14 protein-coding genes are annotated in these 17,643 nt (G+C 59.5%); 13 read left to right on the top strand and 1 reads right to left on the bottom strand.

The features are described 5' to 3' along the window. Positions 1–181: 181 nt before the first annotated feature. Positions 182–1,156: an NAD-dependent epimerase gene (locus tag AAGF34_RS00965; RefSeq protein ID WP_342618770.1), complete on the top strand. Its 975-nt coding sequence runs from the start codon at positions 182–184 to the stop codon at positions 1,154–1,156. Here AAGF34_RS00965 and AAGF34_RS00960 read toward each other — a convergent pair. Beyond that, a complete protein-coding gene (locus AAGF34_RS00960) occupies positions 1,144–1,608 on the bottom strand; it encodes a low molecular weight protein-tyrosine-phosphatase (protein WP_342618769.1) in 465 nt (154 codons plus the stop codon). The genes AAGF34_RS00965 and AAGF34_RS00960 overlap by 13 nt on opposite strands. Positions 1,609–1,787: 179 nt before the next feature. On the opposite strand from AAGF34_RS00960, the gene AAGF34_RS00955 reads away from it, so the two are divergent. The 12 genes from AAGF34_RS00955 to AAGF34_RS00900 all read left to right on the top strand — a co-directional run bounded on the left by AAGF34_RS00955 (position 1,788) and on the right by AAGF34_RS00900 (position 17,576). Beyond that, positions 1,788–2,357, top strand: a complete 570-nt coding sequence (locus tag AAGF34_RS00955; protein ID WP_342621196.1) for an XrtA/PEP-CTERM system exopolysaccharide export protein — start codon at positions 1,788–1,790, stop codon at positions 2,355–2,357. A gap of 124 nt (positions 2,358–2,481) precedes the next feature. Further along, positions 2,482–4,002 carry an XrtA system polysaccharide chain length determinant gene (locus tag AAGF34_RS00950; protein WP_342618768.1) on the top strand — a complete coding sequence of 507 codons (1,521 nt, stop codon included), beginning with the start codon at positions 2,482–2,484 and terminating at the stop codon, positions 4,000–4,002. Positions 4,003–4,008: 6 nt separating this feature from the next. Further along, positions 4,009–4,944 carry an XrtA-associated tyrosine autokinase gene (locus tag AAGF34_RS00945; protein WP_342618767.1) on the top strand — a complete coding sequence of 312 codons (936 nt, stop codon included), beginning with the start codon at positions 4,009–4,011 and terminating at the stop codon, positions 4,942–4,944. Continuing rightward, positions 4,892–6,466: a TIGR03016 family PEP-CTERM system-associated outer membrane protein gene (locus AAGF34_RS00940; protein ID WP_342618766.1), complete on the top strand. Its 1,575-nt coding sequence runs from the start codon at positions 4,892–4,894 to the stop codon at positions 6,464–6,466. Before AAGF34_RS00945 ends, AAGF34_RS00940 begins: the two co-directional genes overlap by 53 nt. Before the next feature lie 3 nt (positions 6,467–6,469). Then, on the top strand, positions 6,470–7,573 hold the full coding sequence (locus tag AAGF34_RS00935) for an XrtA/PEP-CTERM system-associated ATPase (RefSeq protein WP_342618765.1): 1,104 nt from the start codon (positions 6,470–6,472) through the stop codon (positions 7,571–7,573). Next, a complete protein-coding gene (locus AAGF34_RS00930) occupies positions 7,570–8,421 on the top strand; it encodes an XrtA system polysaccharide deacetylase (RefSeq protein WP_342618764.1) in 852 nt (283 codons plus the stop codon). The genes AAGF34_RS00935 and AAGF34_RS00930 overlap by 4 nt, the downstream gene beginning before the upstream one ends. Continuing rightward, positions 8,405–9,466 carry a FemAB family XrtA/PEP-CTERM system-associated protein gene (locus AAGF34_RS00925; RefSeq protein WP_342618763.1) on the top strand — a complete coding sequence of 354 codons (1,062 nt, stop codon included), beginning with the start codon at positions 8,405–8,407 and terminating at the stop codon, positions 9,464–9,466. Before AAGF34_RS00930 ends, AAGF34_RS00925 begins: the two co-directional genes overlap by 17 nt. Positions 9,467–9,473: 7 nt before the next feature. Continuing rightward, positions 9,474–10,700 (top strand): TIGR03087 family PEP-CTERM/XrtA system glycosyltransferase, encoded by a 1,227-nt coding sequence (locus tag AAGF34_RS00920; protein WP_342618762.1) that lies wholly within the window; start codon positions 9,474–9,476, stop codon positions 10,698–10,700. Positions 10,701–10,707: 7 nt separating this feature from the next. Then, positions 10,708–12,282, top strand: a complete 1,575-nt coding sequence (gene xrtA / locus AAGF34_RS00915) for an exosortase A (RefSeq protein ID WP_342618761.1) — start codon at positions 10,708–10,710, stop codon at positions 12,280–12,282. Positions 12,283–12,288: 6 nt separating this feature from the next. Beyond that, positions 12,289–14,196, top strand: coding sequence for an XrtA/PEP-CTERM system amidotransferase (locus tag AAGF34_RS00910; RefSeq protein ID WP_342618760.1), 1,908 nt, complete (start codon positions 12,289–12,291; stop codon positions 14,194–14,196). A 110-nt stretch (positions 14,197–14,306) separates the two neighbouring features. Then, entirely contained in the window at positions 14,307–16,412 is a 2,106-nt protein-coding gene (locus tag AAGF34_RS00905) for an NAD-dependent epimerase/dehydratase family protein (RefSeq protein ID WP_342618759.1), read from the top strand. Positions 16,413–16,436: 24 nt separating this feature from the next. Next, the gene (locus tag AAGF34_RS00900; protein ID WP_342618758.1) at positions 16,437–17,576 is read left to right on the top strand and encodes a glycosyltransferase family 4 protein; all 1,140 of its coding nucleotides are present in this window, start codon (positions 16,437–16,439) and stop codon (positions 17,574–17,576) included. The last annotated feature ends 67 nt before the right edge of the window (positions 17,577–17,643 follow it).

Here is a 17,643-nt window from a genome sequence, read left to right as displayed (position 1 = left end):
GCAAAAAAACTTGTTGCGCAATCAATAAAGCAAAGGGTGTGCCAAGTTTTTTAGTTCTTTTAAAATCAATGGCTTACGACGTTTAGCCGACTTCTTTGAGGATGGCGTGTAAACAATACCGACATCTTTCTGGGTTGCCGAACGGGTCAATGGCTCCCCAACCACATGCCAGAATAGCGCCATGAAAATACTTGTAACTGGCGTGGCTGGCTTTATTGGGGCGGCTACTGCCCTTCGTCTTCTTGCCCGGGGCGACACTGTCGTCGGGATAGACAACCTCAATGACTATTATGACCCAAGCCTGAAACTGAGTCGCCTGGCGCTGCTGGACCGACACCCGGGTTTTCGCTTCATGAAGATGGACCTCGCCGACAGGGAAGAAATCGCGGGGCTTTTCGCGAAGGAAAAGTTCGAACGCGTCGTGCATCTTGGCGGGCAGGCCGGAGTACGCTATTCGTTGCAAAACCCCCATGCCTACGTAGACAGCAACCTCGTGGGGTTTGTGAATGTGCTGGAGGCCTGTCGCAACAACGCCATCGAACACCTTGTGTACGCTTCCAGCTCCAGTGTGTATGGCGGCAATACCAAGATGCCGTTCTCGGAAGCGGACAATGTGGACCATCCGGTCAGTTTGTACGCCGCCACCAAGAAGGCCAACGAGTTGATGGCCCATACCTATAGCCATCTGTTTGGAGTGCCGACGACGGGGTTGCGGTTTTTCACCGTATATGGACCCTGGAGCAGGCCGGATATGGCATCCATCCTGTTTACCAAGGCCATTTTGGCCGGCGACCCTATCAAAGTCTTCAATTACGGAGACATGCGGCGCGATTTCACGTACATAGATGACATTGTTGAAGGGGTTGTCCGGGTATTGGACAAGGTGGCAACGTCTTCGGAAAGCACGGCTCCCTATCGCGTCTTCAATATTGGCAACCACCAACCAGTGCCGCTGCTGGACTTTATTGCATGCCTAGAGTCGGCTCTCGGCTTGCAGGCCAACAAGGAATTGCTGCCCATGCAGGATGGCGATGTTCCGGCTACATATGCCGATACCCAGGCGTTGAATGACTGGGTGGGCTTTGCTCCCGCGACCCCGATCGACAAAGGTGTGCGAAGCTTTGTGGATTGGTATCGCAGCTATTACAAAGTGTAGTGCCGCAGCAATGCGCCGATAGCTGCCTCGCAGAGGTCAAGCACCAGATCAAAGGCCTGTGCATTGCTGTGATAGGGGTCGGGTACTTCGGTTCGATCGCATTCGGAGGCAAAGCTCAAAAGCAACCGTAGCTTGTGCGCGTGCTCGGCCGGGCAGATTTTCTGGAGGGCTGCCATGTTCTGGTTGTCCATGGCCAGCACCAGATCGGCATCGGTGAAGTGACTGCTCGCAATGCGGCTGGAGCGCTGGCGTTTGGCGCTGTAGCCGCGGCGCTCCAGCGCCGCAATGGCGCGCGGGTCGGTGCGCTGCGCGGGCGAGGGTGCGTGGGTGCCGGCCGAATCGATTTGCAACTTTCTGCCAACGCCCAGATCACGTGCCATCTTCTGCGCAACGACGAGTGCCATTGGGGATCTGCATATGTTGGCCGTGCAAACGAACAATAGTTTTGTCATTGGCCGGGATTTTAGTTGCTCGCTCAAACTAACCCATCTTGCACTTCCGGTAAATGCGCTATATTCCACAACTGCACGTACATGCAGTCTTTTTGCCTTTAGGGGAGGTCGCCTTGAAATTTCTAAACGCCACACTGGTCACTTGTTTTCGCTGGGTAGCGCTGGTACTTTTCACAGGCTTGGTTACTGCGTGTGCCAGCAATAGCGTCAGCCTTAACGAGGCACCAGTTACAGCCTCTTCGCAGGACTACAACTACCTCGTAGGTCCGGGCGATACTCTTAATATTATTGTGTGGCGCAATCCGGAGCTCTCGCTTTCCGTGCCTGTGCGTCCTGATGGCAAAGTGTCCACCCCACTGGTTGACGAATTGGTTGCTCAAGGCAAGACCTCCATTGAAATTGCGCGTGAAGTCGAAACCGAATTGGGTAAATTCGTGCGGGACCCTGTTGTCACCGTCATCGTCACCAGTTTCGTCGGTCCGTACAGTGAACAGATTCGCGTCATTGGCGAGGCCGCCAAGCCACAGGCCCTTCCTTACAAGCAAAAGATGACAGTGCTGGATGTCATGATTGCTGTGGGTGGTTTGACCGATTTTGCAGACGGCAATGCGGCTTCCATCACCCGTGCCTCGGAAGGTGGCAAGCGCTATTCCGTGCGTCTGAAGGATCTGCTCAAGCGTGGTGACATTTCTGCAAATGTTGAAATGCGTCCGGGCGATATTCTGACCATTCCGCAAGGTTGGTTCTGATTCCAGTCGGGTCTCGGCAGCAAGGCGGTATTCGCCTTGGCCGCTGGATACTGATTCTTACGATCAAAGAGAAACACCCCCTATGGAAGAGGTAATCGGCCATGTTCTATCTGTTGCTCGCGGCATGTGGAGACACAGGTGGGCGGCGTTGGCGGTCGCCTGGATCGTGGCGATCCTTGGCGCAGGTGCAGTAGTTGCTGTTCCCGACAAATATGAGGCGACAGCGCGCATATTTGTAGATACCCAGTCCATTCTCAAACCACTGATGTCCGGCCTGGCGGTGCAGCCCAATGTGGAACAGCAAGTCACGATGCTGAGCCGCACATTGATCAGCCGCCCCAATGTGGAAAAGCTCATCCGCATGGCGGACCTGGATCTGGGAACCAAGTCCAAGGAGGCGCAGGAAGCGCTGATTGACGAACTCACCAAGGCGCTTGAAATCAAGTCGGTGGGGCGAGACAACCTCTACGCTCTGTCCTACAGAGACTCCAGTCCGGACAAGGCCAAACGGGTTGTCCAGTCACTGGTGTCCATCTTTGTGGAGTCGAGCCTTGGCGATAGTCGCAAGGATTCCGAGGTCGCCAAGAAGTTCATCGATGAGCAGATCAAGGCTTATGAGACCAAGCTGGAAGAGGCCGAGACCCGTCTGAAAGAGTTCAAGCTTCGCAACATCGATATGCAGACTGGCGATGGCAAGGGTGTGGTCGAGCAGATCGGCGCCATCGGAGATCAGCTGAGCCAGGCGCGTCTGGAGCTGCGCGAGGCTGAGAACGCCAGGGATTCGGCCAAACGCCAGTTGGAGCAGGAGCGTGCTTCGTATTCACGCAGCCTGTCGCAAGACACTTCGCCCACGGTTGCGACTCCCGAGATTGATGCCCGTATAGATGCCCAGAAACGCAATCTGGATGCCTTGCTGCAAAAGTACACCGACAAGCACCCCGACGTCACCGGCGCGCGCCGCATGATCCAGGAACTTGAAGAAATGAAGCGCAAGGAAGTTGCCGAATTGCGCAAGGCGGCTTTGGCCAACCCAGGTTCACCCGCCGCCGCCAGCCCGGCGCAGCAGGAAATGAGCCGCCTTTTGGCCAATGCCGAAGTGCAGGTCGCGTCGCTTCGCGCCCGCGTTGGCGAATATTCCGCAAGGTATGAGCGTGCCCGCCAATTGATGAAGAGTGCTCCGCAGATTGAGGCCGAGTTTGCACAGCTCAACCGCGACTACGACATCAACAAGAAGAACTACAACGACATGGTGGCACGCCGCGAGTCGGCGGCGCTTTCCGGCGACTTGGACAATGCGGCCGGGGTGGCTGATTTCCGCCTCATCGATCCGCCGCGCACTTCGCCCAAGCCGGTTGCTCCCAACCGCCTGATCCTGTTGCCCATGGCGCTGGCAGCCGCCATTGCGGCGGGCCTTGGAGTCGCCTTCTTGCTGAGTCAGATACGGGCGGTGTTCTTTGATCCGCGCTCTCTGACTGAAATGACCGGACTGCCGCTGCTGGGAACGGTATCGCTCAATCTGGATGAAGCCGGCCTGGCAAAGAGGAAGGCGGACCTCAAGAAGTTTGCAGGTGCGTTTGGTGTGCTGTTGCTCGTATATGCCATTGGCATGGCCTTAATAATCTTTTTGTCTGGGCGGGCGGGATGAAACAAAATGAGTAGCCTGATCGAAAAAGCCGCACAGCGCCTGGAACAACTCAAGCGTGCAGGCGCAGAGGTTCCAGCAGCATCTCCCGCAGCGGTTGCTGCTGCCGTCGCTGCCGGAGCGGTGCCGCCGCCTGTGGCAACAACACAGCCGGCTGCAGAAGCCGCGACAGCGCCTGTCAGTTATTCGCGCAGTGTGGAGATTGACCTGGACACGCTGGCAGCGGCGGGCATCGTCAGTCCGCATGCGCCCAGGTCGTTGATAGCGGACCAATTCCGGGTCATCAAGCGTCCTCTGCTTGCCAATGCGGTAGGCAAGGGGGCCACACCGATTGCCAATGGAAACCTGATCATGGTGACCAGCGCCCTGCCGGGCGAAGGTAAGAGTTTTACCGCCATCAATCTGGCGATGAGCATTGCCACCGAGCTGGATTACACAGTGATGCTGGTGGATGCAGACGTAGCCAGACCGTCGGTGTTGAACCGATTGGGGCTGGAGCCCAGTCCCGGCTTGCTGGACCTTGTCGTGAACGGTTCGTTTGATCTGTCCAGTGTGCTGCTCAAGACCAATATCGAGAAGCTCACCCTGCTGCCCAGCGGTACGCCTCATCCCAGGGCGACTGAACTGCTGGCCAGCGACTCCATGACGCGCCTGCTGGAAGATATTGGCAGCCGCTATTCAGACCGCATCATCATTTTTGACTCACCTCCTTTGCTGTTGACAACGGAGTCACGGGTGCTGGCCACCCACATGGGACAGATCGTGATGGTCGTCAAGGCCGATTCCACCTTGCGCTCGGATGTACGCAGCGCGCTGAGCACCATAGAAGATTGCCCGGTGAAGTTCGTGCTCCTGAACCAGGCGACAACCCCGTTCAAAGACGGCTATGGATATGGCTACGGGTATGGGTATGGGTATGGGTATGGTCAGCAAACCGGCACCTAAAGCACATGTGCTGCGCGTATTGCTGCCATGGGGGCTCGCCTGCCTGTCGCCTCTCGCTTCGGCACAGGTAACGGACGACGCGGCAACACCCGGCCCCAAACCCGCTGTGAGCATGGTGCCCCGTGTTTCGGTGACAGAAACCTGGACCGATAATGTAAGCCTGAGCAGCGCCAAGAAGGCGGATCAGGTCACCGAAATCAGTCCCGGACTACGTGTCGATGTGAACAAGGCCCGACTCAAGGGCTTTCTTGATTACACACTGACTGGAGCGACCTACGCGCAGTCCAGTTCCCCCAGTCGCACCACCAACGCTCTGGCGTCCAACATGACGCTGGAGGCCGTGGACAACACGTTCTTCATCGATGCCAGCGGCTCCATCAGCCAGCAGGCAATCTCGGCATTTGGCACGCAGTCGACCAGCACCAGCTCGGTCAACTCCAACAGCACCGAAGTTTCCACCTACCGTGTATCACCTTATGTGCAGGGCAGCTTCGCGGGCGCGGTCAATTATCTGGGCCGCTACAGCCGCACCGTCACCAGCGGCGGTTCCTCGGGCGATGTCGCCACCAATGATGCGTCATTTGGATTGAAGGGTGGGAATGGTCAGAGGTACCTGGGCTGGTCTGCCGATGTCACGCACCAAGATGTCAGCTACAGCGCGGGCAGGTCGACCGACAACGACACTGCCGTCCTGGGCCTCAACTATGCCATCACGCCGCAGGTCAATGTCTCGGTCGAGGCAGGTTCTGAATCCAACAACTTCACCAGCCTGGACAGACAAACCAATTCACTGACAGGATTCGGTTTCTCCTGGACACCGTCCGAGGTGACCAAGTTGTCCGCCAGTGCGCGTCATCACGCCTATGGCGATACCTACCAGGTGAGTTTTGACCGCCGCACCAGCCGCACCATCTGGCATTTTTCCGATACCAAGGACATTACCCAGACTCCCAATCAGAACGGTACCGTCTCCGTGGGCACGGCGTATGACCTGTATTACGCGCAGTTTGCCACCGTCGTGCCGGATCCTGTGGCTCGTGCGCAGTTTGTTACTGCCTTCTTGCAGTCCTACGGTATTCCTCTGGGGGCAACGGTTGGCATGGGCTTTACCGCTTCGTCGCTCACCATGCAGCATCGTCAGGAGGCCTCTTTTGCACTGCTGGGTGTGCGCGACACCATTACATTTGTCGCAACACAGTCAGAGAGCAACCGTTTTGATGCGCTCACGACGGCCGTTGATGATTTTTCCACCGCAACGCTGGTACGTCAGACTGGTCTGAGCGTAAATCTTGCCCATCGGCTTACACCGGATTACTCCCTGGCACTTCTGCTTTCGCAGGTGGCCACCACCGGATCGGTGAGCTCCCAGTCCAACACGTTGCGTTCAGTGAACCTGAGTCTGACCGGCAAGGTCGGCCTTCGGTCCAACGTGACACTGGGCTTTCGTCATTCGGAGTCAGACAGCAGTCTGATTCCATATTCAGAAACCGCTGTCACTGGCACCTTCAAACTGCAGTTCTAATTCATGTATGAAGAGTATTACGGGTTAAGCGGCAAGCCATTTCAGCTCAATCCTGATCCGGCCTTTTATTTCGCCAGCAAGCAGCACCGTCGCGCAAGCGCCTATCTCAAGTATGGCGTGCAGCGCAACGAGGGCTTCATCGTCATCACGGGAGACGTGGGTGCGGGCAAGACGACCATCGTGCGCGGCCTGTTGGCCACGCTGGAGGAGGGCAACGTGCTCGCCGCCAATCTGGTCACCACGCAGCTGGATGCCGACGATACCTTGCGCATGGTGGGTGCTGCATTTGGCGTACGCGTCAAGGACGTTTCCAAGGCGGACCTGCTCATGTCGCTGGAGGCGTTCTTCGTCAACCAGGTCACCGAAGGTAAGCGCTGCCTGTTGATCGTGGACGAGGCGCAGAACCTCACGCCCAAGGCGGTGGAGGAGTTGCGCATGCTCTCCAACTTCCAGTTCGGCCAGCAGGCTCTGCTGCAGACCTTCCTGGTGGGCCAGCCCGAGTTCCGCACCATCTTGCGCAGCCCTTCCATGCAGCAGCTGCGTCAACGCGTGACGGCTACCTGTCACCTCGGGCCCATGGACCTCGAAGAGACCCAGGGCTATATCGAGCATCGCCTGCATTGCGTGGGTGCCAAGGATCGCCCCAGCTTTGATGCAGAGGCCTACAAAGGCATCTTTGAAGCGTCCGGCGGCATTCCCCGGCGCATCAATCAGATCTGCGACCGTCTGCTGCTGTCGGGATATCTGGCCAGCAAGGATGCCTTTGGCATAGCCGAGGTCAACGAAGTGGTGGGCGAGCTGCAGGAAGAATATGCAGCCCCCTTCGTCGCCGGCGCAACCGACAGGAACGATGGTGATTCGATTCTGCCGGTGGAGAGCGGGCAGAGCGCGGTGGACATCGACATCGGCAAATTGCAACTCAAGCCGGCACTGGGCGAGGAGCTCTCGCGCCGGATCGGTGGCCTGGGCGGAGAGCAACTGGACGCGCGCATGCGCAGGCTGGAGCGCAGCGTGCTGCATCTGGAGCGTATCAATCTGGAAGTGCTGGTGCTATTGCAGAAACTCGTAACAGCGCTGGCCAAACCCAAGGAGCCTGGCGAGCCATGATCACCAACGCGCTGACCATCGATGTGGAAGACTATTTCCAGGTCTCGGCGTTTGCGCCGCACATTGACCGGGCAACGTGGGACAACTGCGAATGTCGTGTGGAGCGCAATGTGCACCGCATTCTTGCGCTGCTGGAGCAGCACAACACCAAGGCGACCTTTTTTACACTGGGTTGGGTGGCGCAGCGCTACCCCCAACTGGTCCGGCAGATCGTGGAAGGTGGTCACGAACTGGCCAGCCATGGCTATGGCCACGAACGCGCCAGTGATCTGACGCAAGCTGCCTTTCTGGAAGATATACGCTCGGCCAAGGCGATTTTGGAAGACATATCCGGAAGCGCCGTCGTGGGCTACCGCGCGCCCAGCTTCTCCATTGGCAAGAGCAATCTGTGGGCCTTTGATTGCCTGGCAGAAACCGGTCATCGCTACAGCTCCAGCATCTACCCGATAGCGCATGACCATTACGGCATGCCCGACTCCCCCCGCTTTGTGCACGAAGTGCGCCCGGGTTTGATCGAGGTCCCCATCACTACCCTGCGCGCTTTCGGTCGCAACTTTCCTTCCAGCGGTGGCGGCTATTTCCGCTTGCTGCCCTATGCGCTGACGCGCTGGATGCTGCAACGCGTGAACGCCGACGACGGGCAGGCCGGCATCTTCTACTTCCACCCGTGGGAAATCGATACGCAGCAACCGCGCATTGAAGGCATCAGTGCCAAGACGCGCTTCCGGCACTACGTCAATATTGACCGGGTAGAGGCGCGGCTGAACCAGTTGCTGACCGACTTCCGCTGGGGCCGCATGGATCACATATTTCTGGATAAACCATTGCCGCATGCCCACGCCCACTGAGTCCGCATCACTTACCGTCAAGCGCCTGGGTGCCGATGATTCCTCGAACGTTGCGCGTTGGGAAGCCTTCGTCATGGCCTGCCCGCAGGCCACGTTTTTTCATCGTGCCGGTTGGCAGAACATCATCGCCAAGGTATTCCGGCACGACACCTACTTCCTGTATGCCGAGCGCAACGGCGCCATAGAAGGCGTGCTGCCTCTGGGGCATGTGAACAGCTGGCTGTTTGGCAACTCCCTCACGGGTTTGCCGTTTACCGTGTATGGCGGTGTAGCCGCATCCTCGGAGCAGGCCGCGGATGCGCTGGAGCAGGAGGCGCAGCGCATTGCGGTGCAGTTGGGCGTGGACCATCTGGAGTTGCGCAACGTGGAGTCCCGTCACCCGGAGTGGCCCACACAGGACCTCTACGTCACCTTTCGCAAGGAAATATTGCCCACGGAAGACGAGAACATGCTCGCCATTCCCCGCAAGCAGCGCGCCATGGTGCGCAAGGGCATCAAGAATGAACTGGTGAGCCACATAGACCCGACTGTGGACCGCTTCTTCAAACTGTTTGCCGACAATGTGCATCGCCATGGCACGCCTGCCATGCCGAAGAAATATTTTCAAGCGCTGCAAAAGGAGTTTGGTGCGGACTGTGAGGTCCTCACGGTCACCACCAGCGACGGCAAACCCTTGAGCTCGGTACTCAGTTTTTACTTTCGCGACGAAGTACTCCCTTACTACGCGGGCGATGACGAGGCGGCCAGGGACCTGGCGGCCAACGACTTCAAATACTGGGAGCTCATGCGCCGCGCCTGCGCCAGAGGGCTCAAGGTGTTTGACTACGGACGCAGCAAGCAGGGCACCGGCCCTTATGCGTTCAAGAAGAACTGGGGCTTCGAGCCCAAGCCGCTGCACTATGCGTTCTGCCTGTACAAGCGCGACGCCATTCCACAGAACAACCCCAACAACGCCAAATACAAGCTGATGATCAGCGCCTGGCGGCGCATGCCCATCGCGATGGCCAACTGGCTGGGGCCGTTCATCGTCCGTAACCTGGGCTGACGGGGTTATGGGCAACCTTCTGTATCTGGCGCACCGGTTGCCCTACCCCCCGAACAAAGGGGACAAGGTACGCTCCTACCACCTGCTCAAGCATCTGAGCGCCAGCAACCAGGTGTACCTGGGCACCTTTGTGGACGACCCGGATGACTGGCAGCATGTGGACACGGTGCGGGCACTGTGTACGCAACTGCATGTGGCTGGCTTGAATCCGCGCTGGGCCAAGCTGCGTAGCCTTATCGGCCTGTTGCATCACCAGGCGCTGGGCTTGCGCTATTACCGCAATGCCGGTTTGCAGGTGTGGGTGAATCAGGTGTTGGCCGAGAACCAGATCGACGCCATCGTCATCTTCTCGTCGGTGATGGCGCAATACATTCCAGTGAATTCACAGAAGTCGGTTCCCATGCTGGTGGACTTTGTAGATGTGGACTCTGCCAAGTGGAGCCAATACGCGGCCAACCACAGCTGGCCGCTATCCTGGCTGTATCGACGCGAAGGCGAGCGCCTGCTGGCGTTTGAGCGAGAGGTTGCCGCACGCGCACGCCGCAGCTTCCTGGTCACAGAAAACGAAGTGGCGCTCTTTCAACGGCTGGCGCCCGAGTGTGCCCAGAAGGTGGACGCACTCTGCAACGGAGTCGATGCCGAGTACTTTGCACCGGACCCGCAACGCGCCTCTCCCTTTGCCGTTGGCTCAACAGGTGACGGGGCAGTGTCGCTGGTGTTTACCGGTGCGATGGACTATTGGCCCAACATTGATGCGGTAGCCTGGTTTGTCAGCGATGTCTTGCCCCAGCTGTTGACGCGTTGGCCGGGGCTGCGCTTTTACATTGTCGGCCGCAATCCACCGCCCACCGTGCAGAACTTGGCGTCGCCTTCCGTCGTGGTCACCGGTACGGTGGCTGACGTGCGACCCTATCTGCAGCACGCTACCTTGGTGGTGGCGCCACTGCGTGTGGCGCGTGGTATTCAGAACAAGATTCTGGAGGCCATGGCCATGGCGCGACCGGTGATTGCATCGCGCGAGTGTGCGGGTGCGGTCTCGGCAGTCGAGGGCAAGGAACTCCTGTCTGCTGGCACCGCATCGGAATTTGTGGACCAGATCCAGGCGCTGCTGAATGCACCGGAACGCGCGGTCGCGGTGGGGCACGCCGGTCGCGAATGCGTGGTGCAGCATTACAGCTGGACTGCCCATCTGGGCGGCATTGACCGTTACCTTTCTTCCACGCCCGTATCCTGAGCATGCCATGACCAAAACCTTGACCAGTAACTCAGCCGTGTGGAGACAGGCGCTGACGGCATTTGTCGTGGTGGCTCTCGCATTTGTTCTGCTGTATCTGGACACGGGTGCATCCATAGTCGGCATTTGGTCACGCTCAGACACCTTTGCGCACGGCTTCCTGGTGCTGCCCATCGTGTTGTGGCTGGTCTGGCGCAGGCGGCATGTGTTGGCGGGCATTGCACCCGTGCCCAGCCTGTGGGCGGGCGTGTTGCTGGCGTTGGCAGGGCTGGCATGGTTGCTGGGCGAGCTGGCTGCGGTCAATGCGCTGAGCCAGTTTGCCATGGTCTCCATGCTGGTGCTGCTGGTGCCCACGTTGCTGGGGTATGGTGTCGCCGCCTCTATTGCATTCCCCTTGGCATTCCTGTTTTTCGGCGTGCCCTTTGGTGAATTCGCCATGCCGCAGCTCATGCAGTGGACGGCGGATTTCACGGTGCTGGCCCTGCGCGCCAGTGGCGTGCCGGTATACCGCGAAGGATTGCAGTTCATCATCCCAAGCGGTGCCTGGTCGGTGATCGAAGCCTGCAGCGGCATTCGTTACATCATCGCATCGCTGGCCGTGGGCACCCTGTTTGCCTACCTCAATTACCAGACCTTGCGACGCCGGGTTCTGTTCATGGTGGTTTCATTGCTGGTGCCCGTACTGGCCAACTGGATTCGTGCCTACATGATCGTCATGCTGGGCCACCTGTCGGGCAACAAGCTGGCTACCGGTGTGGACCACATCATCTACGGGTGGGTGTTCTTCGGGGTGGTGATCATGCTGATGTTCTGGATCGGTGCACGCTGGTCCGAGCCGGAACCGGACTTGCAGCCCTCCGCAGCCAATCCAGCCAATGCGGTCAGCGGCAGCGCACCGCGCCCACAGCGCTGGGTGCTTGCCAGTGTGATTGTCTTGATGGTGGTGGCTCTGCCGCCTCTTGGCCGCTGGCAGATACACCGTGCTGTGGCCGGCCTGCCGCAACCCAATCTGGCGGCTCCTGCCGAGCTGTCACCCGGGTGGACCGCTACGCCTGAACCGGCCCCCAAGTGGCAGCCTGTTTTCAATAACCCGTCTTCGCAGCTGACCACCAGCTATGGCAGTGGCGAGCGTGCAGTGAAGTTGTACATGGCGTACTACCGCAACCAGAATGCGGATCGCAAGATGGTCAGCTCCGACAATGTGCTGGTCAAGAGCCAGGTCACCGATTGGGCTCAGGTGGCCAGCGGTGTTCGCACCCTGCAGCTTGCCAACGGTTCGCTCAAGGTCCGCACTGCGGAGCTGCGCGGCTCGCCCATACCTGGCGTCGTCGGCGCCGAACGACTCACGGTGTGGCAGTACTATTGGGTCAACGGCACGCTCACTTCCAGTGACATGCTGGCCAAGATATACACGGCGCTCTATAGCTTGATGGGTCAGGGTGATGACTCGGCGGTAGTGATCGTGTATGCCCCCAAAGGGGAATCCGGGCAGGGCGAACTTGCGCTGGAAGCATTCATGCAGGCCAACGCCTCGGCCATTGGCACCTGGCTGCAATCCATTCGGCACTCAACTTACCAGTAACGCATCATGTGTGGCATAGCCGGACTTTTTGACACCCGTGGCAAACAGAACTTTGCCACCGAGCTGATCGCTCGCATCAACAACGTCCAGGCCCATCGCGGGCCGGATGAGCTGGGCCTGCATCAGGAACCCGGCGTAGCGTTCGGCCACCGCCGCCTGTCGGTGATTGATCTGGCCACCGGTCAGCAGCCGCTGTTCAATGAAGACCAGTCCGTGGTCATTCTGTTCAACGGTGAGATCTACAACTACCAGGAACTGGTGCCCGAGCTCAAGGCGCTGGGCCATGTGTTCCATACCCGCAGTGATACGGAAGTCATCATCCACGCCTGGGAGGCCTGGGGTGAGGCCTGTGTGCAGCGCCTGCGCGGCATGTTTGCCTTCGCAATTTGGGACCGCAACCAGCAGACCCTGTTCATGGCACGCGACCGCCTGGGCGTCAAGCCCATGCACTACGCGCTGCTGGACGATGGCACCTTTATCTTCGGCTCCGAGCTCAAGGTCATTACCGCGCACCCCGGCTTCAACCGGGCCATAGACCCGCTGGCGGTGGAGGAGTACTTCGCCCTGGGCTATGTTGCGGACCCCCGCTGCATCTACCGCGGTGCGCACAAGCTCACGCCAGGGCATACGCTCACCTTGCGCCACGGGCAACCCGTGCCGCCGTCCAAGCCCTATTGGGATGTGCACTTCAGCCTGGACAACGCCATCAGCAGCCGTGACGCCCAAGCCGAGTTGATGCAACGGCTGCAGGAGTCCGTGCGGCTACGCATGATTGCCGACGTGCCCCTGGGCGCATTCTTGTCGGGCGGCGTGGACAGCAGTGCCGTGGTAGCCACCATGGCGGGACTTACCAGCACACCCATTCGCACCTGCGCCATCGGGTTTGATGACCCGAACTTCAACGAGTCGGCGTTTGCACAGATGGTGGCTGACCGCTACCACACCGACCACCGGCTGGAAGTGGTGAAGAGTGATGACTTCGATCTGATCGATACCCTGGCCTGGCATTACGACGAGCCGTATGCGGACAGCTCCGCCATACCAACCTACCGCGTATGCCAGATGGCCCGCAAGCACGTTACCGTGGCCCTGTCTGGCGATGGCGGGGACGAGAGCTTTGGCGGCTATCGCCGCTATCGGCTGCATATGGCCGAAGAGAAGGCGCGAGGCATGCTGCCCATGGGCTTGCGTCGGCCGCTGTTTGGTGTGCTGGGCCGGTTGTACCCCAAGGCCGACTGGGCACCGCGCATGTTCCGCGCCAAGACCACCTTTCAGGCACTGGCCATGGACGCCGCAGAGGCTTACCAGCACAGCATGTCGGTGATGCGCAGCGATGAACGCGCGGCGCTCTATTCCGACGGATTCAAGGCACAGCTGGGCGGCTACGGTGCGGTGCAGATCTTTCGCGAGCACGCAGCGCGCTCCGGCACCGACGATCCGCTGGCCATGATCCAGTACCTGGACTACAAGACCTGGCTGGTGGGGGACATCAACACCAAGGTAGACCGAGCTGCCATGGCGCACTCGCTGGAGGTGCGCGAACCACTCATGGACCACCAGCTCATCGAATGGCTGGCCACGCTGCCCAACAGCCACAAGATTCAGGGCCAGGAAGGCAAGTACCTGCTGAAGAAGGCCTTTGAGTCCAAGCTGCCCCACGAAGTGCTGTACCGGCCCAAGATGGGCTTCTCGGTGCCGTTGGCCAAGTGGCTGCGCGGCCCGCTGGCACAGCGCACGCGCGATTCCGTGCTGGGCCCGCGCATGCTCGACAGCGGCTACTTCAACCCGGCCACACTCAAGTCCATGGTGACGCAACACCAGAGCGGCCAGCGCGATTTCTCGGTGCCGCTGTGGTCGCTGCTGATGTTTGATGCCTTTCTGCGTCAGGCCGGCGACGGTCGGGCACCGCAGTAAGGTGGATTTCCGGGCTGCAGCAACGCACGCGAAACGCGGTCTTTCACCCTCGTCGCGTATGCTTATGATCGTGCCGTACAGGCTCTAAAACACATTTGTTGGGAGTTATTTTGAACAAGAGAAAAGTCGTTTTGGTTGGTGCGGGAAATATCGCCAAAACCCATGCTTCTGCATTGAGGGAAGTCGCCGGAACGGAATTGTTTGGCGTATTCGACATCAATCCCAAGGTTGCCGAGAGTTTCGCAAAGGAGTTTGGAGCCGCAAACGTATTCACCACGCTCGAGAGTGCGGCGGCCTCTGCCGCGGATGCGGTGCATGTCCTGACGCCGCCAGACCTGCATTTGTCCACCGCCATGCCTTTTGTTGAGGCCGGCAAAGCCGTGCTGGTGGAAAAACCTGTGGGTGTGAGTACAGCGGAGTGCGACGCACTTGCAGCAGCCGCGCAACGCTCTGGTGCGGTAATCGGTGTGAACCAGAATCTGGTCTTCAACCCAGCCTACGTGCAACTACGGGAAGCCATCACCTCGGGCCGATTGGGGCGTCCGCGTTACATCAATTACGTGTACGAGGCTCCATTGCGCCAGCTCACGGGCAAGCAGTTCGGTCACTGGATGTTTCGCCAACCGCTGAACATCCTGTTGGAGCAGGCTGTGCATCCCATGTCGCAGATCGTGGATCTGGCCGGCAAGGTCAAAGAGCTGGTCACGCTGGCCGAAACGCCTGTAGAAATTTCCCCCGGAGTGGGGCTTCACAATGCATGTCAAGTGTCCATGCTGTGCGAGCGCATGCCTGCGAACCTGCGGTTCCACGTCGGCTCCAATTTCACGGTGTGTCGCATGACGGTGGTCTGCGATGACGGCGTGGCTGTTGCCGACATTTTCTCCAACCAGTTCCATACATTGGAACGCAGTGCCTACATGGAGCCTATCGATAACTGGCTCTCGGCACGTGCAACGGGCAAGCAGATCGCGTCACAGGGTTTCGCCGGACTGCGTGACTATGCGTTGGCCATGGTCAAGCTCAGGCCACGTAGCGATGCTTTCTATCTGGGTATGAAGGGCAGTCTGCAATCTTTCTATGCCGACTTGCAGGCACGTCAGCGACCCCGTATTGATTTGTCCTTTGGTGCCCATCTGGTCAATGTGTGCGAGCAGGTGGTTACCGCGTTCAAACCCTTGCCTCCTACAGCAGTCGACCATCCGTCTTCTGCCAAAGCGGCGCCACAGGGCAGCATCGTGGCCGTGCTGGGAGGCACTGGGTTCATCGGGGCGCACACGGTGGCAGCCTTGCTGCGCAAGGGATACCGCGTGCGTGCCATGGGGCGTGGCGCCGCAAACCTGCAGCCGGTGTTCTATGAACCGGGGGTGGAGATCGTCCGTGGCGATGTCAAACGCAAGGCAGATCTGGAGCGCGTGATGGCAGGTGCGGATTTTGTCGTCAATTTGGCCCATGGCGGAGGCGGAGCCAATTTCGAGGCAATTCGCGCGGCAATGGTGGATACGGCCGTGGCAGTTGCCGATGTTTGCCGCTCCAGCAACATCAAGCGGCTAGTGCACGTAGGCTCCATCTCAGGCCTATATCTGGGCGATGGTGGTGATGTCATCACCAGCGAAACCCCACCCGATCCGCGGCCCTATACCCGCAATGACTACTCCCATGCCAAGGCGTTGGCCGATGCCGAGATGCTCAAGGCGCACCGCCAGGGCCTGCCTGTGGTTCTGCTGCGCCCCGGGCTGGTGGTTGGCGCTGGCACCTCGCCTTTCCACGGCGGTCTGGGCTTCTTCAACAATGACCAGTATTGTGTGGGCTGGAATGATGGCGGCAATGCCTTGCCCTGGGTACTGGTCGAAGACTGTGCGGATGCAATAGTTTCCGCGCTGACCTCTCCCAGCGCGCCTGGCAAGGCCTACAACCTCGTGGGGGATGTGCGCCCCAGTGCGCGCCAATACCTGCAGGATCTGTCCAAGGTGCTGCAGCGTCCCCTGCATTTTGTGCCGTCCTCTCCCACTGGACTGTGGTTGACGGAAATGGGCAAGTGGGCGGTGAAGAAAGTCGCCGGTCAGAAGGTCAAGCGCCCGTACCGACGCGACATCCTGTCGCGCGGTCTCAAGGCAGGATTTGATTGCTCCGACGCCAAGCGCGATCTGGGGTGGACGCCAGCATCCGACCCGCATGTATTCCACCAGCGCGCGCTGGCCGTGCACGCAGAAAGTTGAGACTGGACAGAAAGGTCTGAGCTGATGGCGCGCGTTATATTGCACGGTTTTTCGACATTCAAGTTGGGCGGTCCGCAAGCCCGGTTCGTGCAATTGGCCAATGCGCTGGGACCGGACTACCACCACGTGGTGGCGGCCATGGACAACTGCTTCGAAGCCGGTGAACGCCTGGGGCCGCACGTGAGTTGGGAGCGCCTGCCGTTGCCGAACCGTCGCGGTGGTGGATTGGCAAACCGCTCCACATTGCGAGATGTCTTGCTTGCCCGAAAGCCCGATGTTCTGTTCAGCTACAACTGGGGTGCCATGGAGTGGGCTGCAGCCAATTTGCCCAAGCTGGTTCCTCAGGTCCATGTGGAGGACGGGTTTGGGCCGGAAGAGGCGCAAAGCCAACTGCCCCGTCGCGTGCTGATGCGCCGTGCGTTGCTGGGGTGGCGACCCCTTCCCGTGGTGGTGGCGTCGCGCAACCTGCAACGCATTGCGTTGGATGTCTGGAAGCTGCGTGCCCGCTACGTGCGTTTCATTCCCAATGGTGTGGTACTGCACGATGTGCCGCCCAGTGCGACCGCCAGCCCAGATCCGAGTGCACCGCTGGTGGTTGGCACGGTGGCGGGTCTTCGCCCCGAAAAGAACATTGCACGTTTGCTGCGTGCATTTGCCGCGCTGCGTGCGCGCCAGGCCGCACGCTTGGTCATCGTTGGCGATGGCGCCCTGCGGGCCGAATTGCAGCAGTTGGCCACCCAGTTGGGCGTGGCCGCTGACGTCGAGTTCGCTGGTTACCTAGCCGCACCGGGGACACGCCTTGCCCAGTTTGACCTGTTTGCTCTTTCCTCGGACACCGAGCAGCTTCCCATCGCCATGCTGGAAGCCATGGCCGCAGGTGTGCCCGTTGTTGCTACCCGGGTGGGCGACGTGCCGCACATATTGCCGGAGTCGGCAAGGGCGGGCTTGTCAGAACCGGATGATGCATCCTTCTGCGCAGCATTGTTGGGCGCGGTGGATGCACGCGCCGAGTGGCCGCGGTGGGTTGAAGCGGGCCTGAGCCAAGTGCGGCAGCATTATTCGGAGCAGGTCATGGTTGCCCAATGGCGGAAGCTGTTCGATGGTCGTCTTGACCTGGTGTTCGATGCACCCCATCTTGGCGTGTCGTCAGTGCAGAGGCATTAGCGTATCATCTGAACGCGTTACCCGCGTGCCGCGCCTTCCAGGCATCCGAATGATCTACCGAAAAGAA

It is taken from the genome of Rhodoferax sp. GW822-FHT02A01, from assembly GCF_038784515.1.
Lineage (GTDB): Bacteria > Pseudomonadota > Gammaproteobacteria > Burkholderiales > Burkholderiaceae_C > Allorhodoferax.
This window is presented reverse-complemented; position numbering and strand designations above follow the sequence as displayed.

What these genes read in the sequence shown, in the direction of transcription:
- AAGF34_RS00925 (WP_342618763.1), top strand. Translation starts at nt 8,405, where the DNA reads ATGCCCACGCCCACTGAGTCCGCATCACTTACCGTCAAGCGCCTGGGT.
- xrtA (WP_342618761.1), top strand. Translation starts at nt 10,708, where the DNA reads ATGACCAAAACCTTGACCAGTAACTCAGCCGTGTGGAGACAGGCGCTG.
- AAGF34_RS00950 (WP_342618768.1), top strand. Translation starts at nt 2,482, where the DNA reads ATGTGGAGACACAGGTGGGCGGCGTTGGCGGTCGCCTGGATCGTGGCG.
- AAGF34_RS00965 (WP_342618770.1), top strand. Translation starts at nt 182, where the DNA reads ATGAAAATACTTGTAACTGGCGTGGCTGGCTTTATTGGGGCGGCTACT.
- AAGF34_RS00945 (WP_342618767.1), top strand. Translation starts at nt 4,009, where the DNA reads ATGAGTAGCCTGATCGAAAAAGCCGCACAGCGCCTGGAACAACTCAAG.
- AAGF34_RS00930 (WP_342618764.1), top strand. Translation starts at nt 7,570, where the DNA reads ATGATCACCAACGCGCTGACCATCGATGTGGAAGACTATTTCCAGGTC.
- AAGF34_RS00900 (WP_342618758.1), top strand. Translation starts at nt 16,437, where the DNA reads ATGGCGCGCGTTATATTGCACGGTTTTTCGACATTCAAGTTGGGCGGT.
- AAGF34_RS00960 (WP_342618769.1), bottom strand. Translation starts at nt 1,608, where the DNA reads ATGACAAAACTATTGTTCGTTTGCACGGCCAACATATGCAGATCCCCA.
- AAGF34_RS00920 (WP_342618762.1), top strand. Translation starts at nt 9,474, where the DNA reads ATGGGCAACCTTCTGTATCTGGCGCACCGGTTGCCCTACCCCCCGAAC.
- AAGF34_RS00935 (WP_342618765.1), top strand. Translation starts at nt 6,470, where the DNA reads ATGTATGAAGAGTATTACGGGTTAAGCGGCAAGCCATTTCAGCTCAAT.
- AAGF34_RS00940 (WP_342618766.1), top strand. Translation starts at nt 4,892, where the DNA reads ATGGCTACGGGTATGGGTATGGGTATGGGTATGGTCAGCAAACCGGCA.
- AAGF34_RS00910 (WP_342618760.1), top strand. Translation starts at nt 12,289, where the DNA reads ATGTGTGGCATAGCCGGACTTTTTGACACCCGTGGCAAACAGAACTTT.